Origin of the sequence: Micromonospora sp. NPDC049662 (genome assembly GCF_040675055.1) — a bacterium.
Lineage (GTDB): Bacteria > Actinomycetota > Actinomycetes > Mycobacteriales > Micromonosporaceae > Micromonospora.
Window position 1 is genome coordinate 44548 of the sequence record NZ_JBFAOC010000024.1, and the last position, 18624, is coordinate 63171.

At 71.3% G+C, this 18624-nt stretch carries 20 protein-coding genes; 6 read left to right on the forward strand and 14 right to left on the reverse strand.

All coding sequences use genetic code 11. The features are described 5' to 3' along the window. Positions 1-42: 42 nt before the first annotated feature. The 6 genes from AB0J36_RS19350 to AB0J36_RS19375 all read right to left on the reverse strand — a co-directional run bounded on the left by AB0J36_RS19350 (position 43) and on the right by AB0J36_RS19375 (position 4196). The gene (locus tag AB0J36_RS19350) at positions 43-870 is read right to left on the reverse strand and encodes a TIGR02452 family protein (protein ID WP_363660937.1); all 828 of its coding nucleotides are present in this window, start codon (positions 868-870) and stop codon (positions 43-45) included. A 114-nt stretch (positions 871-984) separates the two neighbouring features. After that, on the reverse strand, positions 985-1557 hold the full coding sequence (locus AB0J36_RS19355) for a GNAT family protein (RefSeq protein WP_357120737.1): 573 nt from the start codon (positions 1555-1557) through the stop codon (positions 985-987). 207 nt (positions 1558-1764) lie between these two features. Beyond that, the gene (locus AB0J36_RS19360) at positions 1765-2763 is read right to left on the reverse strand and encodes an IS481 family transposase (protein WP_357421962.1); all 999 of its coding nucleotides are present in this window, start codon (positions 2761-2763) and stop codon (positions 1765-1767) included. 144 nt (positions 2764-2907) lie between these two features. Beyond that, entirely contained in the window at positions 2908-3375 is a 468-nt protein-coding gene (locus AB0J36_RS19365) for an NUDIX domain-containing protein (protein WP_357123326.1), read from the reverse strand. Positions 3376-3390: 15 nt separating this feature from the next. Next, complete coding sequence (locus AB0J36_RS19370; protein WP_357123323.1) at positions 3391-3651, reverse strand: hypothetical protein; 261 nt, start codon at positions 3649-3651, stop codon at positions 3391-3393. Beyond that, positions 3642-4196, reverse strand: coding sequence for a hypothetical protein (locus AB0J36_RS19375; RefSeq protein WP_363660938.1), 555 nt, complete (start codon positions 4194-4196; stop codon positions 3642-3644). The genes AB0J36_RS19370 and AB0J36_RS19375 overlap by 10 nt, the downstream gene beginning before the upstream one ends. Positions 4197-4309: 113 nt before the next feature. On the opposite strand from AB0J36_RS19375, the gene AB0J36_RS19380 reads away from it, so the two are divergent. Next, the gene (locus AB0J36_RS19380) at positions 4310-5242 is read left to right on the forward strand and encodes an aminoglycoside phosphotransferase family protein (protein WP_363660939.1); all 933 of its coding nucleotides are present in this window, start codon (positions 4310-4312) and stop codon (positions 5240-5242) included. 57 nt (positions 5243-5299) lie between these two features. On the opposite strand, the gene AB0J36_RS19385 is transcribed toward AB0J36_RS19380, so the two are convergent. Together AB0J36_RS19385 and AB0J36_RS19390 are read right to left on the reverse strand one after the other, a co-directional pair. Next, positions 5300-5998 carry a Type 1 glutamine amidotransferase-like domain-containing protein gene (locus tag AB0J36_RS19385; protein ID WP_357171438.1) on the reverse strand — a complete coding sequence of 233 codons (699 nt, stop codon included), beginning with the start codon at positions 5996-5998 and terminating at the stop codon, positions 5300-5302. Between the two features lie 92 nt (positions 5999-6090). Continuing rightward, complete coding sequence (locus AB0J36_RS19390; protein WP_363660940.1) at positions 6091-6921, reverse strand: hypothetical protein; 831 nt, start codon at positions 6919-6921, stop codon at positions 6091-6093. 209 nt (positions 6922-7130) lie between these two features. Between AB0J36_RS19390 and AB0J36_RS19395 the strand changes: the two genes are divergently transcribed. The 3 genes from AB0J36_RS19395 to AB0J36_RS19405 all read left to right on the forward strand — a co-directional run bounded on the left by AB0J36_RS19395 (position 7131) and on the right by AB0J36_RS19405 (position 12726). Beyond that, positions 7131-9986 (forward strand): BTAD domain-containing putative transcriptional regulator, encoded by a 2856-nt coding sequence (locus AB0J36_RS19395; RefSeq protein ID WP_363660941.1) that lies wholly within the window; start codon positions 7131-7133, stop codon positions 9984-9986. Positions 9987-10095: 109 nt separating this feature from the next. Continuing rightward, positions 10096-10329: a holin gene (locus AB0J36_RS19400; RefSeq protein WP_355052950.1), complete on the forward strand. Its 234-nt coding sequence runs from the start codon at positions 10096-10098 to the stop codon at positions 10327-10329. 120 nt (positions 10330-10449) lie between these two features. Further along, positions 10450-12726, forward strand: coding sequence for a glycoside hydrolase family 44 protein (locus AB0J36_RS19405; RefSeq protein WP_363660942.1), 2277 nt, complete (start codon positions 10450-10452; stop codon positions 12724-12726). Positions 12727-12888: 162 nt separating this feature from the next. On the opposite strand, the gene AB0J36_RS19410 is transcribed toward AB0J36_RS19405, so the two are convergent. After that, positions 12889-13692 (reverse strand): NAD(P)H-binding protein, encoded by an 804-nt coding sequence (locus AB0J36_RS19410; protein WP_363660943.1) that lies wholly within the window; start codon positions 13690-13692, stop codon positions 12889-12891. An 89-nt stretch (positions 13693-13781) separates the two neighbouring features. Continuing rightward, positions 13782-13964, reverse strand: coding sequence for a hypothetical protein (locus AB0J36_RS19415; protein WP_357123425.1), 183 nt, complete (start codon positions 13962-13964; stop codon positions 13782-13784). Here AB0J36_RS19415 and AB0J36_RS19420 point away from each other — a divergent pair. After that, a complete protein-coding gene (locus AB0J36_RS19420) occupies positions 13905-14201 on the forward strand; it encodes a helix-turn-helix domain-containing protein (protein WP_363660960.1) in 297 nt (98 codons plus the stop codon). The two genes, AB0J36_RS19415 and AB0J36_RS19420, sit on opposite strands and share 60 nt — an antisense overlap. A gap of 88 nt (positions 14202-14289) precedes the next feature. Here the strand turns inward: AB0J36_RS19420 and AB0J36_RS19425 are convergent, their stop codons facing one another. Next, positions 14290-14652 carry a helix-turn-helix domain-containing protein gene (locus tag AB0J36_RS19425; protein ID WP_355052955.1) on the reverse strand — a complete coding sequence of 121 codons (363 nt, stop codon included), beginning with the start codon at positions 14650-14652 and terminating at the stop codon, positions 14290-14292. 108 nt (positions 14653-14760) lie between these two features. Here AB0J36_RS19425 and AB0J36_RS19430 point away from each other — a divergent pair, with 108 nt between their 5' ends. Continuing rightward, on the forward strand, positions 14761-15600 hold the full coding sequence (locus tag AB0J36_RS19430) for an NAD(P)H-binding protein (protein ID WP_363660944.1): 840 nt from the start codon (positions 14761-14763) through the stop codon (positions 15598-15600). A gap of 54 nt (positions 15601-15654) precedes the next feature. Here AB0J36_RS19430 and AB0J36_RS19435 read toward each other — a convergent pair whose 3' ends face one another. The 3 genes from AB0J36_RS19435 to AB0J36_RS19445 all read right to left on the reverse strand — a co-directional run bounded on the left by AB0J36_RS19435 (position 15655) and on the right by AB0J36_RS19445 (position 18606). Then, positions 15655-16383, reverse strand: a complete 729-nt coding sequence (locus tag AB0J36_RS19435) for an anti-sigma factor (protein WP_363660945.1) — start codon at positions 16381-16383, stop codon at positions 15655-15657. After that, on the reverse strand, positions 16380-17006 hold the full coding sequence (locus tag AB0J36_RS19440; RefSeq protein ID WP_363660946.1) for a sigma-70 family RNA polymerase sigma factor: 627 nt from the start codon (positions 17004-17006) through the stop codon (positions 16380-16382). Before AB0J36_RS19440 ends, AB0J36_RS19435 begins: the two co-directional genes overlap by 4 nt. A 76-nt stretch (positions 17007-17082) precedes the next feature. Then, positions 17083-18606, reverse strand: a complete 1524-nt coding sequence (locus tag AB0J36_RS19445) for a molybdopterin-dependent oxidoreductase (protein WP_363660947.1) — start codon at positions 18604-18606, stop codon at positions 17083-17085. Positions 18607-18624 lie beyond the last annotated feature (18 nt).

The following is an 18624-nucleotide window of genomic DNA, read 5'->3' on the forward strand; positions in this document are numbered from 1 at the left end:
GGCCCGACACGTAGCCTCCCGGTGATCGCGGTCTGCACCCACCTAACCCGACGTTGGCGAATCCTCGACAGATCCCGCCAGGCGTTTCCTGAACGCGTGGTACACGGGGGTGCCCGGCAGGCCGTCGTGGATGGCGAACACCACGCGATCGAACCGATCGACCACGTGCAGAGCGTCGGCGAACGCGCCGGCCACCGCAGCGGGTTCGTTGCGGAACACCCCGCACCCCCAGGCGCCCAACACGATCGAGCGATGTCCGTGCGCGACGGCGACCTCCAACACCCGCCGCGCACGCCGGGCCAGCACGGCCGGCACGTCCGCCGCGTGCGCCGGCTGGTTGCGCACGATCGCGCCGAGGTTCGGCGCCGCGGCGGTCAGGAACGACGTCGGGTACGGCTGCTCGAGCAGGTTTCCCCTGTCGTCCCGGAACACCGGCACCAGCGGGGAGTAGATGACCCGGTCGCTGTAGCGCAGATCCTGCTCAGCACGGTGGAACGCGTAGAACTCCGGCACGGCACGCAGACACGGGTAGAGCGCCGACGAGCGGGCGATGCTCTCCTCCTGCGCCTGCGCCCCGCCCAGGAACCCGCCACCCGGGTTCTTCGCCGACGCGAACACCAGGCATGCCGCGCCGGGCCCGAGCCGGTACGCCGCCTGCAACGTCGACTCGTGCGTCACCTCCACCGTCGCGGCGGCGGGTGCCGCGTCCCGCGCCTCGAACACCTCGTCGGGGAGGTGATGACGAGTCCCGACGACCGCGGCGCGTACCGCCTCACCGACGACGACCTCGACGCCGTGGTCATTGCGGTAGCGTCCCGACTCGACGATCGCGACGGTCTGCCGGGCGATCTCCCGAAGCCGGCCGCTCACCGGTCCACCCGCGGGATCAGAAGACGAAGGGGGGCCACAGCCAGCAGGCTAGGCAGGGACAGCAGCCGCCCACAAGCGGATTTCGGGATCACGCCCGATAGCCGTAGGCGAGGGTCACAGGGGTGACGGGTCGTCGCGCAACCGGCTGTAGAGCCACGCGTCCCGCCAGGCGCCGGCCCGGAACTCGCAGGCCCGTACGACCCCCTCCAACTGGAAGCCGGCCTTCTCCAGCGACCGCTGCTCGGCGACGTTCTCGGCGTGGGTGCTGGCCTGGATGCGCTGCGCCGGCGTGTGGCTGAACAGGTAGTCGCAGAGCAGCGCCTGGGCCCGCCAGCCGATGCCCTGACCGCGCCACTCGGGCAGCAGCACGATGCCGATCTCCCAGTAGGGCGCCCGACCTCCGTACTGGCGCTGGAGGTAGCTGAGGTAACCCGCCCGCGAGTCGGTCGCCGGCTCGACCTGCACGACCAGGCCACCGATCCGCTCGCCGAGATAGCCGTCCTCGGCGAAGCGACGGGCCGGCGCGGCGGCGTCCCGAAAACCAGCCCAGTCGAGGCCGATCAGCCCGGGTTCGACCGCGAACCGGCGCAACATCTCCAAGTCGTCCTCGGTCACCGGACGCAGCCGTACCGTCGATTCGGAAGCCTGGTGCACGACGCCGACCACCTGCGGCTCAGAACTGGTCACCCTGGTGACCGTAGCGACGAAACGGCCGATCCGTTGTCCCGATAGGGCGTGTGTCAAAGTCCTGGGTCGAGCCGAGGCGGAGTCCAGGCGGCGGTCCGGCAAGGCGGAGATGGGCTCGGATACCGGTGTTGTATCCGGGCCCATCTCCAACGCCGCCGGCCGTCGGCTGGGCCCGCCGCAGGCCGGCCATGGGCTTTGACACACGCCCTAGGTGTGCTGTCCAGGGAGGTTGGTCAACCTGGTGATGGGTGGTAGGCCGCCGGTGGCGGTGTGGGGTCGGTGGTGATTGTAGTGATGCAGGAAGGCCGGTAAGGCCTTCCTGCGGGCTTGCTCGGAGTTGTAGAAGCGGGCTAGGGCCCAGCCGTCGGTCAGGGTGCGGTGGAAACGCTCGACCTTGCCGTTGGTCTGGGGTCGGTAGGGGCGGGTCTTCTTCATGGTGATGCCCATCTCGTGGCAGGCGTCGCGCCAGGCGAAGGATTTGTAGGCTGAGCCGTTGTCCGACAGCACCCGCTCGATGGTGACGCCACGTGCGGTGAACCAGGCGACGGCGTTGCGGAGCACGTCGACGGCGGTGGCGCCCTTCTCGTCGTCGCGGATCTCGGCGTAGGCGACGCGGGAATGGTCGTCGATGACGGTGTGCACGAACGCCGTTCCGACTTTCGGTGCCCAGTTCTTGCCGCGGTTTCCGGTACGCACGGCGGTGGCGTTGCGGTGGCGGCGGCCCTGGAACCGGCCGACGTAGCGCCAGCCGCCACCGTCGGGGATGTTGCCGTACTTGGTGACGTCGACATGCAGCATCGCGCCTGGATGCGGGTGTTCGTAGCGGCGCACGGGTTCACCGGTGACCCGGTCGATATGACTGAGTCGATTGAGGCGACAGCGCACCAGCACGGCGTGCACGGTCGAGGCCGGCATGGTCAGGCGCCCGCCGATCTGGACCGGGCCCAGGCGCTGCTTGAAGCGCAGGTGCACGACCTTGCGGACCAAGGGCTGCGGTGTGCGGGTCGGGCTGTGGTGCGGGCGTGACGAGCGGTCCTGCATACCGTCAGCGCCCTGCTCGCGGTAGCGATCTGCCCAGCGTTTCGCGGTGCGCCAGGAGACGTCATAACGCCGTGCCGCCTGGGCGACCGGCCAGCCCTCGTCCACGACCAAACGCGCCAGACGCAGACGTGCGCGTGGGGTCAGAGCAGCATTACGGTGGAGCATGAAGGCCTCCTGGTTGCCGGAGCGGTTCCTAGACAGCTCCACTCCACAACCGGAGGCCTTCACCTACCTACGACATCAGATCGTGTCGTCACACAACCTCGACCAACCTCCCTGGACAGCACACCTAGGGCAGACCGACCGCCGTCAGCTCGCGAGGTGGCCGGTTGCCCCCAGCAGCGCCCGGGTGAACCGGTTGAGGCCGACACTCCGTAGCCGCGCCGGGGTGAACCAGTCCAGTTCGCAGATCTCCTCCTGGTCCGGGGCGGGCGTCCCGTCGACGATCACCGCCTCGTAGACGGCGGTGACGTACGCGACCTGGTCACCGTTTGAGTAGGTGACCTCGTAGTCCGTACCGCCCAGCACGTCCAGCAACCGCAGCCGGCCGATCTGGACGCCGATCTCCTCACCGACCTCGCGCACGGCCGCCTGGGCCGGTGATTCGCCGATCTCGACCGCACCGCCCGGCACACCCCACCTGTCCGGACTTCCGGTGTGGCGCACCAGCAGGAGCCGCCCGTGCTCGTCGACGACGAGGACCGACACCGACGGCAACTGGATCAGCTCGGGGCCGATCACGGCCCGCAGCCGGGCCAGGTGCGCGGAAATGGCCATCAGAGCTTCCCCGGATCAGCGCGCGATCGGATCTGCCGGCAGGTCCGGTAGCGGCGGAGCGTCGCCCGTCTCGTCGACGACGGTGATCTGCCAGTTGACGAGTGTGGGCGCCGCCAGCCGGCTCACCCGCCAGGCGAGGACGCCGACGGCAATCACGAGCGCCACCGCCCCAGCAACAAGCAGCCACCGCCACGGTGACACCCGATGGTCGGCGCGCGGGGGCGGCTGCAGGTTCTTGCGCCGGAATACCCAGATCGGAGGCCCGATCAAAGCCACGACAGCACCTCCTGGGCAACGGTGGCGGCTGACTCGACCACCACCGGATCGGTGACGCCGGCGGCCTCGTAGTCGACGAGCACCCCGTGGGTGCCGAGACACACCGAGAAGTGGATACGCCGACCGGTCTCGCTGTCACCCGAGAGGTAGTAGAGGGCACGGTCTCCGAGCGCGAACGGTCGATTCCTTCTGTTCGAGGCCGGCTGCAGTCCACCACGGTCCAGGCAACGCGGACCGCGGCCTTCGTATCGGCCGTACCGTCCGAGTGACACCCACAACGAGGTACGTGGGGCCTGGGTCCCGGACATGCTCTTGACCCAGCAGTAGTTCGAGCGCATGGCCGACTCGTTCTGCTCGGCCGCCTCAGGGGTACCGTGCCCGGGAACGAGACGATCGAGCACCTCCGACCGGATGAGCGGGCAGACCGCGGGAGGCGCAGGCGGATCGACCGTCGTACTCCGCCAGCCCAGCCAACCGCCGACGGCCACCGAGAGCAGGACGCAGAGGGCCACCACCAGGGCGCTCTCCCAATGTCCCCGCCGCATACCGGCAGTGTGACCGGACGCCGCAAATGGCCATCGATACGCCGAGAGCGCCGCAACTGCGCCGCCCGCCGCTAGGCTCAGCCGCCTCGATAACCTGACGAAGGATGATTGTCGTGCCAGCCGCTCCCCTGTCGCCCGATGTGCCGATGCACGAGGGCCAGCTCACGGTCTCACTCGACGTGGTGCAGCAGTTGGTGGACACGCAGTTCCCCGAGTGGCGGGGCCTGGCTCTCCAGCGCGTCGCCTCGCAGGGGACGGTCAATGCCATCGTCCGTGTCGGGGAGCGGTTGACGGCCCGATTCCCCCTCCAGCCTCAGGAGGTCGACGTGGCACAGGCCTGGCTGGAACGCGAGGCGGAAGCGGCCCGAGAGCTGTTGGGGCGTACGCGATTTCCCACTCCGGAGCCGGTCGACATCGGTGAACCGGGTGCCGGCTACCCGCTTCCCTGGTCGGTCCAGACGTGGATACCCGGAGTTGTTGCCACCGATGACGACCCCGGCGACTCGGTCGCGTTCGCGCACGATCTCGCCGAGTTCGTCGACGGCGTGCGAGCCATCGACACAGGCGGCCGCACGTTCACCGGCCAGGGTCGCGGTGGCGAGCTACCCGCACACGACGACTACCTGAAGGACTGCCTCCGGCACAGCGAAACGTTGCTGGACGTTCCGCCGCTCCGCCGGTTCTGGGAGGTGATGAGGGAACTGCCGCGGGACGAGGCCCCGGACACGATGAACCACGGCGATCTCATACCCGGAAACGTCCTTGTCTCCGACGGGCGGCTGGCCGGGGTTCTCGACGTGGGTGGGCTGGGCCCGGCCGATCCTGCCCTCGACCTCGTCGGCGCCTGGCACCTGCTGGATCGGGAGCCACGCCAGGCGTTCCGGAAGCGACTCGACTGCGACGATCTCGAGTGGGAGCGCGGTAGGGCGTGGGCCTTCCAGCAGGCGATGGGACTGGTCTGGTACTACCACCGGACCAACCCGACGATGAGCCTGATCGGCCGACGCACCCTCGCGCGCATCAGCGCCGACCCACCGGCATCCTGAGCATCGTCCGCCTCCCGTCCCGGGCGCGGTGATCGGCCGGTCTGCGCGGCCGAATCGTCACGACCTGGCGCCGCCGTTGAGCAGTCTCCAGTGGCCTTCGGAGATGACGTCGACGGCCCCGTCGACCACCCTGATGGCGGTGTTGTCGTCGATGGCGTAGGTCGGGACCGGAATGCCGGCTGCCCACTTCTCGATGCTGGACAGTGTGGTGTCCGGCATGTCCGGATGATCGAGGTGGGGGTACAGCGTGAAGTCCACCAGGCCCAGCGCCCGGTCGGCGCCCTGCGCCATGTCGCTGCCGTCCGGAACGAACTGACTGTCGAACTCGGCGTCGCAGTTGTACGGGGTGACCGCGATGCTCCCGGCGCTGACCCCCACATAGACCGTGTCACTCAACGACGGCAGGAGGTCGGCCAGGCCCGACTGGCGCAGCCAGTAGGTCAGGTACAGCACGTCGCCGCCCCAGACGAGGAGGGCGTCGGCCTCTCGGACCGCCGGGATCCAGTTCTCCTGCCGAATGGTCGGCAGCGCCGTGAGTTCCAACATCCCCAGGGACTTCCAACCCAGTTGGGTCAGCGGGATCGACGCGTGGCCGTGGACCGCCTTCCACGCTTTCTCGGCGCCACCGGGGAAGGGGTGAACGCCGGTCGGGATGAACAGGGCCGTGGACTCGGCGATCGGCTTGCCCAGCAGGTCGACGAGCGCGTCGGAGATGCTCGGGTTACTGATGCCCCCGGACGTGAGAAGAAACCTCATGAGCTCCGCTCCCCTGGTCGTCACCTGATGAGGATCATATTGCCCACGCGGACCGGCGACCGGGGCCGCCAGTGGCGGCCCCGGTCGGCGAATCAGCTCCCGCAGATGGCGTACCCGTTGAGGCTCCACGAGCCGGCGAAGCCGTCGGCGTCCTCGTCCGCCCGTGCCCGAACGGTGTTCCCCCCGGTGATGTTGATCGCGGTCAGCAACACCTGGCCGTTGCCGGCGTTGATGTCGGCGCCCGCGCTGTAGAGGCCCTTGCCGGCCGGGCACGACTTGACGGCGTTGTCCGACGAATTGCTCGAGCTCGTCCCGGTCAACGCGACCCGCTCCAGCCCGGCGGGCGCGTTGGCGCAGACGGCGATCGAGGTGGCGCTCCAGCCGGCCGGCGAGGTGCCCTGCACCGCGACCGCCCGGACGGTCACCGAGGTCAGGTCGAACGACGGCACGACCTGGTCGAGCACCACGTCACCCAGGCCGCTGTTGACCCGCCCACCCATGCCGATGACCTTCTTCGTCCCGCAGCTCGCGGTGACGTACTCCGTTCCGACCGCTCCGGTCGTGGCCACCACCTGGTATCCGGCCGGCCTCGTGGCGCACTGGGCGACGGCCTGCAACGCCCAGTCGCCGGCGAAGTTGGCCGGGCCTGCCTCCCGCATGGTCACGAAGAACCCGGTGCCGTTCGCCAGCGGCTCCAACCGGTCCAGCCCGACCCGCCCGGCGGCCGACGAGCCGGCGATCAGGAAGCCGCCACCCCCGGTGACCACCTTGCCGGCCGGGCAGGACGCGAGCGCCGACTTGTCCGCGCTGCTCTCGGCCGCCGAATGGGTGACCGTCTCCAACCCGGCCGGCACCGCCCAGGCCGGTGCCGCCCAGGCCATGCCCGCCACCACGGCAGCCGTCGACACAACTGCCGTCAGCACGCCCCGTCCCCTGGTTACCCGCATGTCGCTCCCCTTGTCCACAATGGCCGGACGAGCCGGCCCGCCTCCCCCCGGACCTGCGGATCCGGCGGCTGAGGAGAGCCTGGGCGAGGCCGCTTGGCGTCCGCTATCCGACCGCTTGGCGCCGGCCGCACGGGTCCCGCCGTCCATAGACTGTGGTCGTCCCATCACGACTGACGAGGAAAGCCATGCGGTGGTCAGTCCTCGGCCCCGTCCAGGTGACCGCCGGCGGGCGCGTCCTCCCCATCGACCGCCCCCAGCAACGCGCGGTGCTCGCGCTGCTGCTCCTCAACGCGGACCGGTTGGTACCTCTCGGGCAGGTCGTGTCGGCGCTCTGGGCCGATGACCCGCCGGCCAGCGCACGGACGCAGGTGCAGGTCTGCGTCTCCCGGATCCGGGCGGCCCTGCGCGAGGCGGGCGCGGGCGACCTGCTGGCGACGCAGGGCGGCGGCTACCGGCTCACCGTAGGCGGGACCGAGCTGGACCTCACCGAGTTCAGCGTGGCGGTCGAGCGGGCCCGCGTCGAGGAGACAGCCGGTCGGCGGGCCGAGGCGGCGCGGCTGCTGCGGGACGGCCTGGCGCTGTGGCAGGGACCGGCGCTGGCCGGCGCGGCCGGCGCCTTCGTCGACGCCGCCGCCGCCGGACTGGACGAGCAGCGGCTGCTCGCGTACGAGCGGCTCGCCGCCGTGGAACTCGGCCTCGGCCGGTACGCCGCCACCGCGCACACCCTGCGCCCGCTGGTGGTCGAGCATCCGCTCCGGGAGCCGCTGGTGGCCGGTTACCTGCTCGCCCTTGCCGGCTGTGGCCAACAGGCCGCCGCGCTGCGGCTCTACGCCGAGACCCGCCGCCGTCTCGTCGACGAGTTGGGCGTCGATCCCGGCCCCGAGCTGCGCGAGGCCCACCTGCGGGTGCTGCGGGGGCAGACGACGGCCGAGCCCGCACCCGCGGGGCCCGCCGGTCCGACTCCGGCGCAGCTCCCCGGCGACCCCGCCTGGTTCACCGGCCGCGCCACGGCGCTGCGCCAACTGGACGCACTGCTGCCCGCCGACGCGGCGCGGGCCGCCCGGGACGGCGGCCAGGACGATCTCGGCCGGGCGGTGGTCATCTCCGCGATCGCCGGCACGGCCGGGGTCGGCAAGACCACCCTCGCGGTGCGCTGGGCCCACCAGGTCGCGCACCGCTACCCGGATGGGCAGCTCTACGTCAACCTGCGCGGGTTCGACCTCGACGGTCGGGCCGTGTCAGCGGGCGAGGCGCTGCGCGGCTTCCTGGAGGCGCTGCACGTGCCGCCTCAGCGCGTACCCACCGACCTGGCCGGGCAGGCCGCCCTGTTCCGGACGCTGCTCGCCCACCGCCGGGTCCTGGTGCTGCTCGACAATGCCCGCGACGACGAGCAGGTACGGCCCCTGTTGCCGGGATCCCCGGGCAGCCTGGTCGTGGTGACCAGCCGTAACCGGCTCACCGGCCTGGTGGTCAACGCCGGAGCCCACCCGGTGATGCTGGACCTGCTCGCACCGGCCGAGGCGCGGGAGCTGCTGTTCGCTCGGCTCGGTCGCGGCCGGGCCCGGCGGGAAGAGACGGCGTTGGACGAGATCGTCCGATGCTGCGCCGGCCTGCCGTTGGCCCTGGCCGTCGTCGCGGCCCGCGCGGTCGGGCAACCGGACGTGCCGCTGGCGGTGCTCGCGACCGAACTGCGGGACAGCGGCCCGGACCGGCTCAGCCCACTGGCCACCGGCGATCCGATGACCGACGTGCGGGCGGTCTTCTCCTGGTCGTACCGGGCCCTGGACGCCGACTCGGCCCGGTTGTTCCGACTGCTCGGGCTGCACCCCGGCCCCGACGCCGGACGGACGGCGGTGGCCAGCCTCGCCGGTCTGCCGCCGGCTCGGGTCGGTCCGCTGCTGGCCGACCTCACCCGCGCGAATCTGCTCACCGAGCGCACCGCCGGCCGGTACGCGATGCACGACCTGCTGCGCGCGTACGCCGCTGAGCTGTGCCACGACACCGACCCCTCGGTCGAGCGGGAGGCCGCCCGACGCCGCCTGTTCGACCACTACCTGCACGCCTCGCACGCGGCGGACCACCTGCTCGACCCGTACCGGTTGGCGCGACCGGCCGCGCTGCCGCCGCCGGCGACGGGGGTGACCGTGGGCGACCGCCCGGAGCACGGGTGGGCGTCGGCGTGGTTCGCCGCCGAGCACCACGTCCTGTTGGCGTGTGTGGAACAGGCGGCAGCCGCCGGCCTGGACCGGCACGCGTGGACGCTGGCGGCGGCCCTCACCACGTACCTCGATCGCAGCGGGCACTGGCCGGAGCTCGCCGCCGCCCAGCGGACCGCGCTGGCGGCGGCGCGGCGTCGGGGTGACCTGGCCGGTCAGGCCCTGGCGCACCGCGGCCTCGCCATCGCCTGCACCTGGTCGGGCGATCACGAGGCGGCGCACCGGCACTACCGACGCGACCTGGAGCTGTACCGCGAGCTGGGCGACGACACCGGACGGGCGCACACGCACCTCGGGGTGAGCTGGGTGCTCGCCCGGCAGGGTCGGCTGCGGTCGGCCCTGGACGAGACCCGGCTGGCCCTCGACCTCTACCGGGCCGCCGACTACCGGGTCGGGCAGGCCAAGGCGCTCAACAATCTGGGCTGGATGCACGCCCGGCTCGGCGAGCCGGGGCCGGCGTTGCAGTGCTGCCAGGCGGCCCTGCGGCTGCACGAGGAGACCGGCGACCGGCACGGCGCGGCACTGACCTGGGACAGCCTCGGGTACGTCCGGCACGGCCTCGGCGACCACGACGAGGCCGCGGACTGCTACCGGCGGGCGCTGGCACTGCACCGCGAACTCGGCGACCGGTACGACGAGGCGGAGGTGCTGGACAACCTGGGTGACAGTCTGCGGGCCGCCGGTGACCTCGACGCCGCGCGCCGGGCATGGCGGGAGGCGCTGACGATCTTCGACGAGCTGCGCCATCCGGACGCCGACCGGCCCCGGGCCAAGCTGGCCGTTGCGGCCGTCCCGGTGGCGCCCGCCGGCGGTGGCGAGCTCTGACCGAGCCCCGCCGCCGGCAACAGCTGAAACGCGACGAGCATCCACCCCTCCTGACCAGGCATTCTTGGCTCATGGACCATTCCACGGACCTGGCTCTGGAGGTACGGACATGTTCACCACGAAGTTCTGGAAGGCCACCGCCGAGCGGGCGGTGAAGAGCGCCGCGCAGGGTCTGCTCCTCTACTGGGGGGCCGACGTGGTGTTCAACGCGTGGCAGGCGGACTGGGCGGCAGCGGGTGGCATCGCGTCCGGCGCCGCGGTGCTGTCGGTGCTCACCTCGCTCGTGAGCGCGAGGGTGTCGGGCGAGGGTGACTCGCCCAGCCTGGTGGGCGGCGAGCAGTAGCACCAGCCCAGCCGGGAGCCCTTCGGCGTCGAAGGCGCTCCCGGCCGTCGAATTGACTCGGAGGCGCGAACGAGCAACGCTGTGGCAGCGCTCCCATCGACGGGCTCCTATTCGAAAGGAATGCTCGTGCGTCCCCACACAGCTCTACTTCCGGTCGTGCTCGCCGCGGCCCTCGGCGGTCTGGCCCTGCCCGCGCCCGCCCTGGCCGCGGCCGGCCCGGCACTGGCCGTGGACACCACCGCCGCCCGGCACCAGATCAGCCCGTACATCTACGGGATGAACTTCGCGGACGAGGCCCTCGCCCGCGACCTGCGGCTGCCGGTGCACCGCTACGGCGGCAACGCCACCACCCGTTACAACTTCCGCGCCGACACCACCAACCGCGCGGCGGACTGGTACTTCGAGAACATCCCCAACGACAACCCGAGTCCCGGGGACCTCCCGAAGGGCTCGGAGAGCGACCGGTTCGTGCGGCAGAACAAGGCCACCGGGGCCGCCACGGTCATGACGATGCCGATGCTCGGCTGGATCGCCAAGGACCGGACGCGGGCCTGTGGCTTCAGCGTCGCCAAGTACGGCCCGCAGGAGTCCACCGATCCCTGGGCACCGGACTGCGGCAACGGCAAGAAGCCGGACGGGTCACTGATCACCGGCAACGATCCGGAGGACACCAGCACCGCCGTCGGCCCGGAGTACGCCACCGACTTCGTCAACCACCTCAAGGAGCAGTTCGGGGCCGCCGCCGACGGAGGGGTCCAGTTCTACAACCTGGACAACGAGCCGGATCTGTGGCACTCCACCCACCGCGACGTCCGCCCGACCGGGCTGGGCTACGACGAGCTACGCGACCGCACCTACGAGTACGCCGCCGCGATCAAGGCCGCCGACCCCGGCGCGAAGACGCTCGGTCCCGTCGGCTGGGGCCTGAACTCGATCATTTACTCGGGCCTCGACCAGGACACCTGCTCGCGCACCGGCTGCTGGTCGAACCCGCCGGACAAGGCCGCGCACGGCGGGCAGGACCTCGGCCCGTGGTACCTCGACCGGATGCGCGAGTACGAGCAGCAGCACGGCACCCGCATCCTCGACTACTTCGACGTCCACCTCTACCCGCAGCAGTCCGGCGTGCTCGGCGACGCGGCCGGCGACGCCAACACCCAGGCGCTGCGACTGCGCTCGACCCGCCAACTCTGGGACCCGACCTACGTGGACGAGAGCTGGATCAACCAGCCGGTCCGGTACATCCCGCGCCTGCGCGAGCTGGTCGACCAGCACTACCCGGGCACGAAGATCGCGATGACCGAATACAACTGGGGCGGCTACGGGTCGCTCAACGGCGCTCTCGCCCAGGCCGACGTCCTCGGCATCTTCGGCCGCGAAGGGCTCGACCTGGCGACCCTCTGGACCGCACCGACGACCGACCAGCCGGTGGCCAACGCCTTCCGCATCTACCGCAACTACGACGGCTCCGGCGGTGCGTTCGGTGACACCTCCGTCCAGGCGACCAGCGCCGACCAGGGCAAACTGGCCGTGTACGCCGCCGAGCGCAGCGCGGACAAGGCGCTCACCGTGGTCGTCGTCAACAAGACCGGCGACGACCTGACCAGCCCGGTCGCCCTCACCGGCGTCTCCGCGAGCACCGCCCAGGTCTACCGGTACAGCGGGGCCAACCTGGCCGGCGTCGTCCGGGAGGCCGACCAGCCGGTGACCGCCGGTGGCCTCACGACCACCTTCCCGGCCAACTCGATCACCCACCTGGTGCTGCCGCGCGCCACCGCGCCCGGCGACACCCAGGCGCCGACCGCCCCGGGCAGGCCGACCGCCGGCACGGTCACCAGCGACAGCATCGCGCTGGCCTGGACGCCGTCCACCGACGACACCGCCGTCACCGGCTACGACGTGCACCGGGTCGACACCACCGGCACGGTGAAGGTCGGCAGCGCCACCGGCACCACGTACACCGTGACCGGGCTGACGCCGGACACCCCGTACACCTTCGTGGTGACCGCCCGCGACGCGGCGGGGAACGTCTCGGCGGCCTCGCCCGGCCTGACCGTGCGGACCGCGCCCACCGCGCCCGCCGCCCGTTGCGCGGTCGGCTACACCGCGAACAGTTGGCCGGGCGGCTTCACCGCGACCGTGACGATCAAGAACACCGGGACCACCGCGATCGAGGGGTGGAAACTCGGCTTCGACTTCCCCACCGCCGGCCAGAAGGTCAGCCAGGGCTGGTCGGCCACCTGGAAACAGAACGGCACCAGCGTCACCGCGGACAGCATGAGCTGGAACGGCAAACTCGCCGTCGGCGCGTCCACGAGCATCGGCTTCAACGGGACGTGGAGCGGCACCAACCCGGCCCCGACCGCCTTCACCCTCAACGGTCAACGCTGCGGATGACCTGAGAGTCCCACTCCGTTAGCAGGCCGCAGGGGTCCGGGGCGCAGCGTCGCCCCGGACCCCTCGCCCGCGAGCGGCGGAGCACTGAGCTTCTACGGTCGGGACCTGATCGCCGCCGTCCTGGCAGCTGTCGAGCCTCAGGACCGGGCGGAGCAGGTTCTGTCAACGCGCGGCGGCTGTGACATCGGCGGCGGCGGCGAGGGGATCCGTGAGCGGTCGATCCAGCAGGCGCCCGAGGTCAGGACCGGTGTGGTGGAGAAACCCGTGGCGGACACTGCTGGCGATCGAGGCGAGCATCGGCGGCTGGTACGGCAGCAGGATGGCGTTGCCGAGCAGGCGGGCGCGGTACTCGCCAAGATCGATCGTGCGGTGCGCGACGCCGAGACGATCGGCGATGTCGCCGGCGGTGATCGGGGTTCCGACCAGGTCGTACACCTTTCCGGCGTGGGCGCTGGGCTCGCTGGCGACGACGGCTGCGGCAGCGGCCAGGTCGGCCCGCGCCACCGCGGCGAGCGCGCCGGTCCCGAACGCCGACTCCAGGCCGTCGGGCGTCCACGTGAGCAGGGCGCCGAAGAGTTCGGCGTACAGCCCGTTCCGCAGGATCGTCCAGGCGAGCCCGCTGGTCGTGATCAGGTGCTCGGTAGCCCGGTGGGCCAGCGCGAACCCGAGATGGTCCCCGGCGCTGGTCAGGCTGGTGTACGTCACGTGCGCCACTCCGTCGCGCCGGGCGGCGTCGAGGAGGGCTCGGTGACGCGCGATGACTGTGTCGTCCTCGGCGTACCCGGCCGAGATCAGGACCAGGGTCGAAACCCCGGTGAGGTCGAGGGTCGCGGGATCGTCGAAGTCGAGGTGGCGCTGTGCGCCAGTGGGAGTGCGACTTGCCGCCAGGGCGGGTGTCCCTCGCTGGGCCAGCTCTGCGAGGGTGCGCGAGGCGAGCTGCCCGTTGGCGCCGGTAACCATGATCATTGCGGCTCGGTCTCCTGCCGTGGTTCTCTTCAGTAACTACCGGGCAGCCTGGACCCACGCCCGGCGGGCCACAAGGAGGCAGTCTCGTGTCACCAGCGCACACCGAGGTAACCGCGGAAGCCGCCGAGCTCGAACCGTGCGGACAGCCGGAACACCCGGACTGCGGCATCCGAGACGTTCTTGACCGGGTGGGCGACAAGTGGTCCGTACTCGTGATCGTCGAACTCGCCGCCGGGCCGCGACGCTTCCGCCAACTCCAGCGCGCCATCCATGGGATCTCCCAGCGCATGCTGACCCTCACGGTGCGCCGCCTGGAACGAGACGGCCTCGTCCTTCGGACCGTTTACCCGAGCGTGCCCGCCCAGGTCGACTACCGCCTCACCGAAACCGGCACCAGCCTCACCCATCTCGTCAAGGCCCTCGCCGACTGGTCGCTGGCACACCGCGACGTCATCGCCGAAGCCCGTCAGGCGTACGACAGCGACCACCCCGGCAACGAGATCCGGTGACCCGCAGCGCATCTTCGACAAGCTGACCGCGCCAGCTCGTCGGCCCGCCCATCACGGTGAGGTTCTGCTTCCGCGTTGTGGATGGTCCTCATCGCCCGGCGTCGTAGGCATCCCGCGCGCGTTCCACCTCTGGGAGGCTGGCGTCGGCCCACGTGGCCAGGTGGGCGAAGATCGGGCCGAGACTGGCGCCCAACTCGGTGATCTGGTACTCGACTCGCGGCGGCACCTCGGCGTGGTAGGTGCGCGTCACGAGTCCGTCGCGTTCGAGTTGGCGGAGCCGCTGCGTGAGCACTTTGGGCGTGATGCTCGTCAGTCGGCGCTCCAACTCCACGAAGCGCTGCCGACCGTATTCGTGCAAAGCCCACAGGATTGGCGTGGTCCACCGGCTGAACACGATGTCCACGACCGGCGCGACCGGACATGCCAACTCGGGATCCGTCGAGCGCTGCATGTGCCCTCCGTCACATATCCATTACTATCCTCTAGGTACCTACTATATCGGCGCTACTAGCGTTTCCGGCAACCGCGCGAACGACGCGGTCGAACTGGAGACACAGACATGTTTGTCGTGGTTGGAGCCACCGGAAACGTCGGCAGTACGCTCACGTCAATCCTCGCGGCCTCGGGCGGTGGGGTGACGGCGGTATCCCGGGGACGACGCCCGATCGCCCTGCCAGACGGGGTCCGTCACCATCACGCGGACCTGGAACGGCCGGAAAGTCTGAGCCCGGCGCTCGCCGGCGCCGACGCGCTGTACCTCCTCGTCGAGGGCGCCGGAGCCCATCTCGACATGCGCGAGATCCTGCGGGTCGCCGCGGCCGGTGGCGTGAAGCGCATCGTGCTGCAGTCCTCGCAGGCGGTCGTCACACGGCCCGACTCGCCGTCACACGCACCCCTGCACGCCATTGAGGACCTGATCGGCCGATCCGACCTCGGCTGGACGATACTGCGCCCTGGCGGCTTCGCCTCCAACGCATTCGCCTGGGCGGAACCGGTGCGGAGTACGCGGATGGTGGCCGCGCCGTTCGGCGACGTCGGTCTACCCTTGGTCGACCCGGCCGACATCGCCGAAGTGGCGGCCGCAGCCCTGCTCGACAGCTCGCACGTCGGCCGCACCTACGAACTGACCGGCCCGGCTCTGAGCACGCCTCGCGAACGGGTCGCCGACCTCGCCGCCGCGCTCGGCGAGCCGATCGGCTTCGTGGACCAGACGCCGAACGAAGCCCGTGAGCAGATGCTGCGCTTCATGCCGCCACCGGTGGTCGAGGGCACGCTGGCGATCCTCGGCACGCCCACCGAAGCCGAACAGCGGATCAGCCCGGACATCGCCGAGATCCTGGGCCGATCCCCACGCCCCTTCGCCGCCTGGGCGAAGCGCAACATCGACGCTTTCCGCTGACGCCTCGCGCCCGTGGCGGTACGGCGGAGCAGCGATCTCTCCTGGCGCCGGTGCTCAGCTCAGCGCGACCGTGCCCACGATTCGCGTGGGGGCGACGGAACCGCCCACCGGTTCGTTGGAGACGCCGAACGTTCCCGCCTCGGCAACCGGGCCGATGACCGTGGTCGACTCCCTGACTCCCTCTGCCAGCCGTCCCACCTTGCGGGGCTCGCTGCCACGGATGAGCCACAGCTCGTAGATCCGCCCGGGGCCGGGCTCGGGCAGGTCGCGCAGCAGCACCACCCCGCGGTCCCGGCTGCGGGAGACCACCACGGTCGCGGCGCCACCGGGCTGGAGAGACCGCTCGAACACCCGGGCGTCCGGGGCGTCCAGGACGGCGGCGATCTGCCGCGCCTGCTCGCTGCTGGCCCGCTCGTCGCTGACCCGATCGTTGGTCACGGCCCAGGTGGCCGCGCTCGCGCCGCCGGCCACGAGGACGGCCACCGCGGCGGCCATCGTAAGGCGTCGCCACCTGCCTGCCTGCCGTGTGGCGCTGTCCCCGGCGGCTGCGGAGCGCACCTGCGGGGTGCGCGCCGCCTGGACGAGGGTGCGCTCCCGCAACCCCTGGGGCAGGGCCTCGACGACGGTGTCGTCGGCGAGCCGGGCGACCGTCTCCCGTAGCTCGGTCACCTCCTGTCGGCACGACTCGCAGTCGGCCAGGTGCCGCTCGAACGCCGCCCTGTCGAGGTCGTCGACCGCGTTCAGGGCGTACGCGCCGGCGAGGGTGTGGATGTCGGCGCTCATGCCCGTCCCTCCATGTCGATGCCCAGGCAGTCACGCATCCGGATCAGTCCGTCGCGCATCCGCGTCTTCACCGTCGGCAGCGGTGTCTTCAGCTTTTCGGCGACCTCACGGTAGGTGTGGCCGCCGTAGTAGGCCAGGGTCACCGCCTCCCGCTGGACCGGTGTCAGCCGGCCCAGACAGCGACGGACCTGTTCGCGCTCCAACCGGGCGGTGACGTCCTCGACGACCTCGTCGTAGGGGACGTGCGTCTCGGTCGCGGCGACCCGCTGGGCGCGGTCGGTGTGGGCCTGCTCGGAGCGCACCCGGTCCACCGCCCGCCGGTGCGCCATCGTCAGGACCCAGGCGGAGGCCGAGCCACGACCGGCCTCGAATCGGCCGGCGGTGCGCCACACCTCGACCAGCACCTCCTGCGTCACCTCCTCCGCCTGCGCCGGGTCGCGCACGACGCGGCGGGCCAGCCCGAGGACGCGGCCGGCCATGGTGTCGTACAGCGCCGCGAACGCCGCCTCGTCACCGCGTGCCACCCGCGCCAGCAGCTCGTCGGGGCTCGGTGGCGTCGCGGTATCCGGCGGCACCGAACGTAACCGCCGCGCGTGTTCCGGGTCGCCGCTCATCCTCGGCATGTCCTCTCCTGTGCAGGCGGCCGTGCAGTCTGCCGCCGCGTACTCGTTCCTGGCCGGAATCACGGCAAGCACCAGGTCAGGTGATCGTGACGGTGGTGCTGTGCCAGCCGGTCGCGCCGTCGGGGAAGGGCGCAGCCCGTTGGTCGGTCTGGGTCGCACCTGTCGCATCGGTGGCCCGTACGCGCAGGGTGTGGCTGCCCGGGGTGGCGTCCCAGCGGTAGGTCCACTGCCGCCACAGGTCCGGCGATGGTCCATCGGCGAGGCGGGCCTGCCGCCACGGCCCGTCGTCGACCTGAATCTCGACGGCCACGATTCCACGCCGTTGCGCCCACGCGACACCGGCGATGATGACAGGCCCGGCGCGACGTTGCGCGAAAGGTCTCGGAGTGTCGATGCGCGATGCGGTCTTGACGGGCGCGTCGGCGGCCCACCCGCGCTGCGCCCAGTAGGGGTCGAACGCGTCGAAGGTGGTCACCTTCATCGAGGTGAGCCACTTGCAGGCCCCCACGTAGCCGTAGAGGCCGGGAACGAGCATGCGGACAGGGAAACCGTGTTCCAGGGGCAGGGGTTCACCGTTCATGGCCACGGCCAGGAGCGCGTCGCGCCCGTCGAGGATCGCCGCGAGCGGAGTGCCGATGGTCATGCCCTCCACCGAGCGGCTGACAAGCTGGTTCTGCCCGGCGTGGAGGCCCGCCTCGCGAAGCAGCGGTGCAAGGGGAACCCCCGTCCAGCGGGCGGTGCCGATGTAGGGACCGCCGACCTCGTTCGAGACACAGTTCAGGGTGATGTCACGCTCGACGAGGCCACGGGCGAGAAGATCCTCGAATTTCCAGGTACGAGGACGGTCGACTGCCCCGTCCAGGGTCAACCGCCAGGTCTTCACATCGACCTGCGGGACGGTGAGTGCCGTGTCGACACGGTAGAAGTCCCGGTTGCGGGTGAGGAACGCCGAAACCCCGTCGACACCGACGGAGACACCGCCGGGTAGCGGCGGTGCCGGTCGTACCGGCGGCGGAATGCGAACGGCGGCGCGGGAACGGGCGCCAACCGCACTGCCGCGACCGACGGCCTGGCCAACGGCGGCCGTGGCACCGGCGGTCAGCGCGGTCCCCGCTGTCGTGGCCAGGAACTGACGGCGGTTGAGCAGCCTCGGCCGGCTCGGCGCGATGGCCGTTACCGTTCGACCGGCGCGCGCCAACAGCAACATCGCGGCCGATCCGACGCCGACGCCCGTCAGGACCGGCAGGACGTCCAGGGGTGTCGCCCCCGGGCGGGACAGGACGGCCGCGACACCGACAGCGGCGAACACGGCGAGACCAGCCAGACCGTAGCGTCGTCGTCGAAGCGCCGCCGCGCCGAGCAGAACCGCGGCCAGGGCCAGCAGCGCGTAGACGCCGACGAGGAGCGCGATCTTGTCGTTCGCGCCGAAGGTGCGGATGGCGAACGCCTTGACGCCCTGCGGTGCCAGGTCGATGGCGACGCCGCCGACTGCCAGCACCGGATCGGCGGCCGGGGCAACCAGTGCCGCGAGGAGATGCGCCACGGCCAGGGTCACTCCGGCGGTCAGCAGGCCGACGACCGCGCCGCGGACGGCGGTCATGCGGAGGGTCGGCCCCGG

Excerpts from the sequence above, each read along its gene's own strand:
- AB0J36_RS19410 (WP_363660943.1), bottom strand. The coding sequence starts at position 13,692 with ATGATCATGGTTACCGGCGCCAACGGGCAGCTCGCCTCGCGCACCCTC.
- AB0J36_RS19400 (WP_355052950.1), top strand. The coding sequence starts at position 10,096 with ATGTTCACCACGAAGTTCTGGAAGGCCACCGCCGAGCGGGCGGTGAAG.
- AB0J36_RS19445 (WP_363660947.1), bottom strand. The coding sequence starts at position 18,606 with ATGACCGCCGTCCGCGGCGCGGTCGTCGGCCTGCTGACCGCCGGAGTG.
- AB0J36_RS19360 (WP_357421962.1), bottom strand. The coding sequence starts at position 2,763 with ATGCTCCACCGTAATGCTGCTCTGACCCCACGCGCACGTCTGCGTCTG.
- AB0J36_RS19415 (WP_357123425.1), bottom strand. The coding sequence starts at position 13,964 with ATGGATGGCGCGCTGGAGTTGGCGGAAGCGTCGCGGCCCGGCGGCGAG.
- AB0J36_RS19425 (WP_355052955.1), bottom strand. The coding sequence starts at position 14,652 with ATGCAGCGCTCGACGGATCCCGAGTTGGCATGTCCGGTCGCGCCGGTC.
- AB0J36_RS19405 (WP_363660942.1), top strand. The coding sequence starts at position 10,450 with ATGCTCGTGCGTCCCCACACAGCTCTACTTCCGGTCGTGCTCGCCGCG.
- AB0J36_RS19365 (WP_357123326.1), bottom strand. The coding sequence starts at position 3,375 with ATGGCCATTTCCGCGCACCTGGCCCGGCTGCGGGCCGTGATCGGCCCC.
- AB0J36_RS19385 (WP_357171438.1), bottom strand. The coding sequence starts at position 5,998 with ATGAGGTTTCTTCTCACGTCCGGGGGCATCAGTAACCCGAGCATCTCC.
- AB0J36_RS19430 (WP_363660944.1), top strand. The coding sequence starts at position 14,761 with ATGTTTGTCGTGGTTGGAGCCACCGGAAACGTCGGCAGTACGCTCACG.
- AB0J36_RS19375 (WP_363660938.1), bottom strand. The coding sequence starts at position 4,196 with ATGCGGCGGGGACATTGGGAGAGCGCCCTGGTGGTGGCCCTCTGCGTC.
- AB0J36_RS19435 (WP_363660945.1), bottom strand. The coding sequence starts at position 16,383 with ATGAGCGCCGACATCCACACCCTCGCCGGCGCGTACGCCCTGAACGCG.
- AB0J36_RS19395 (WP_363660941.1), top strand. The coding sequence starts at position 7,131 with ATGCGGTGGTCAGTCCTCGGCCCCGTCCAGGTGACCGCCGGCGGGCGC.
- AB0J36_RS19440 (WP_363660946.1), bottom strand. The coding sequence starts at position 17,006 with ATGCCGAGGATGAGCGGCGACCCGGAACACGCGCGGCGGTTACGTTCG.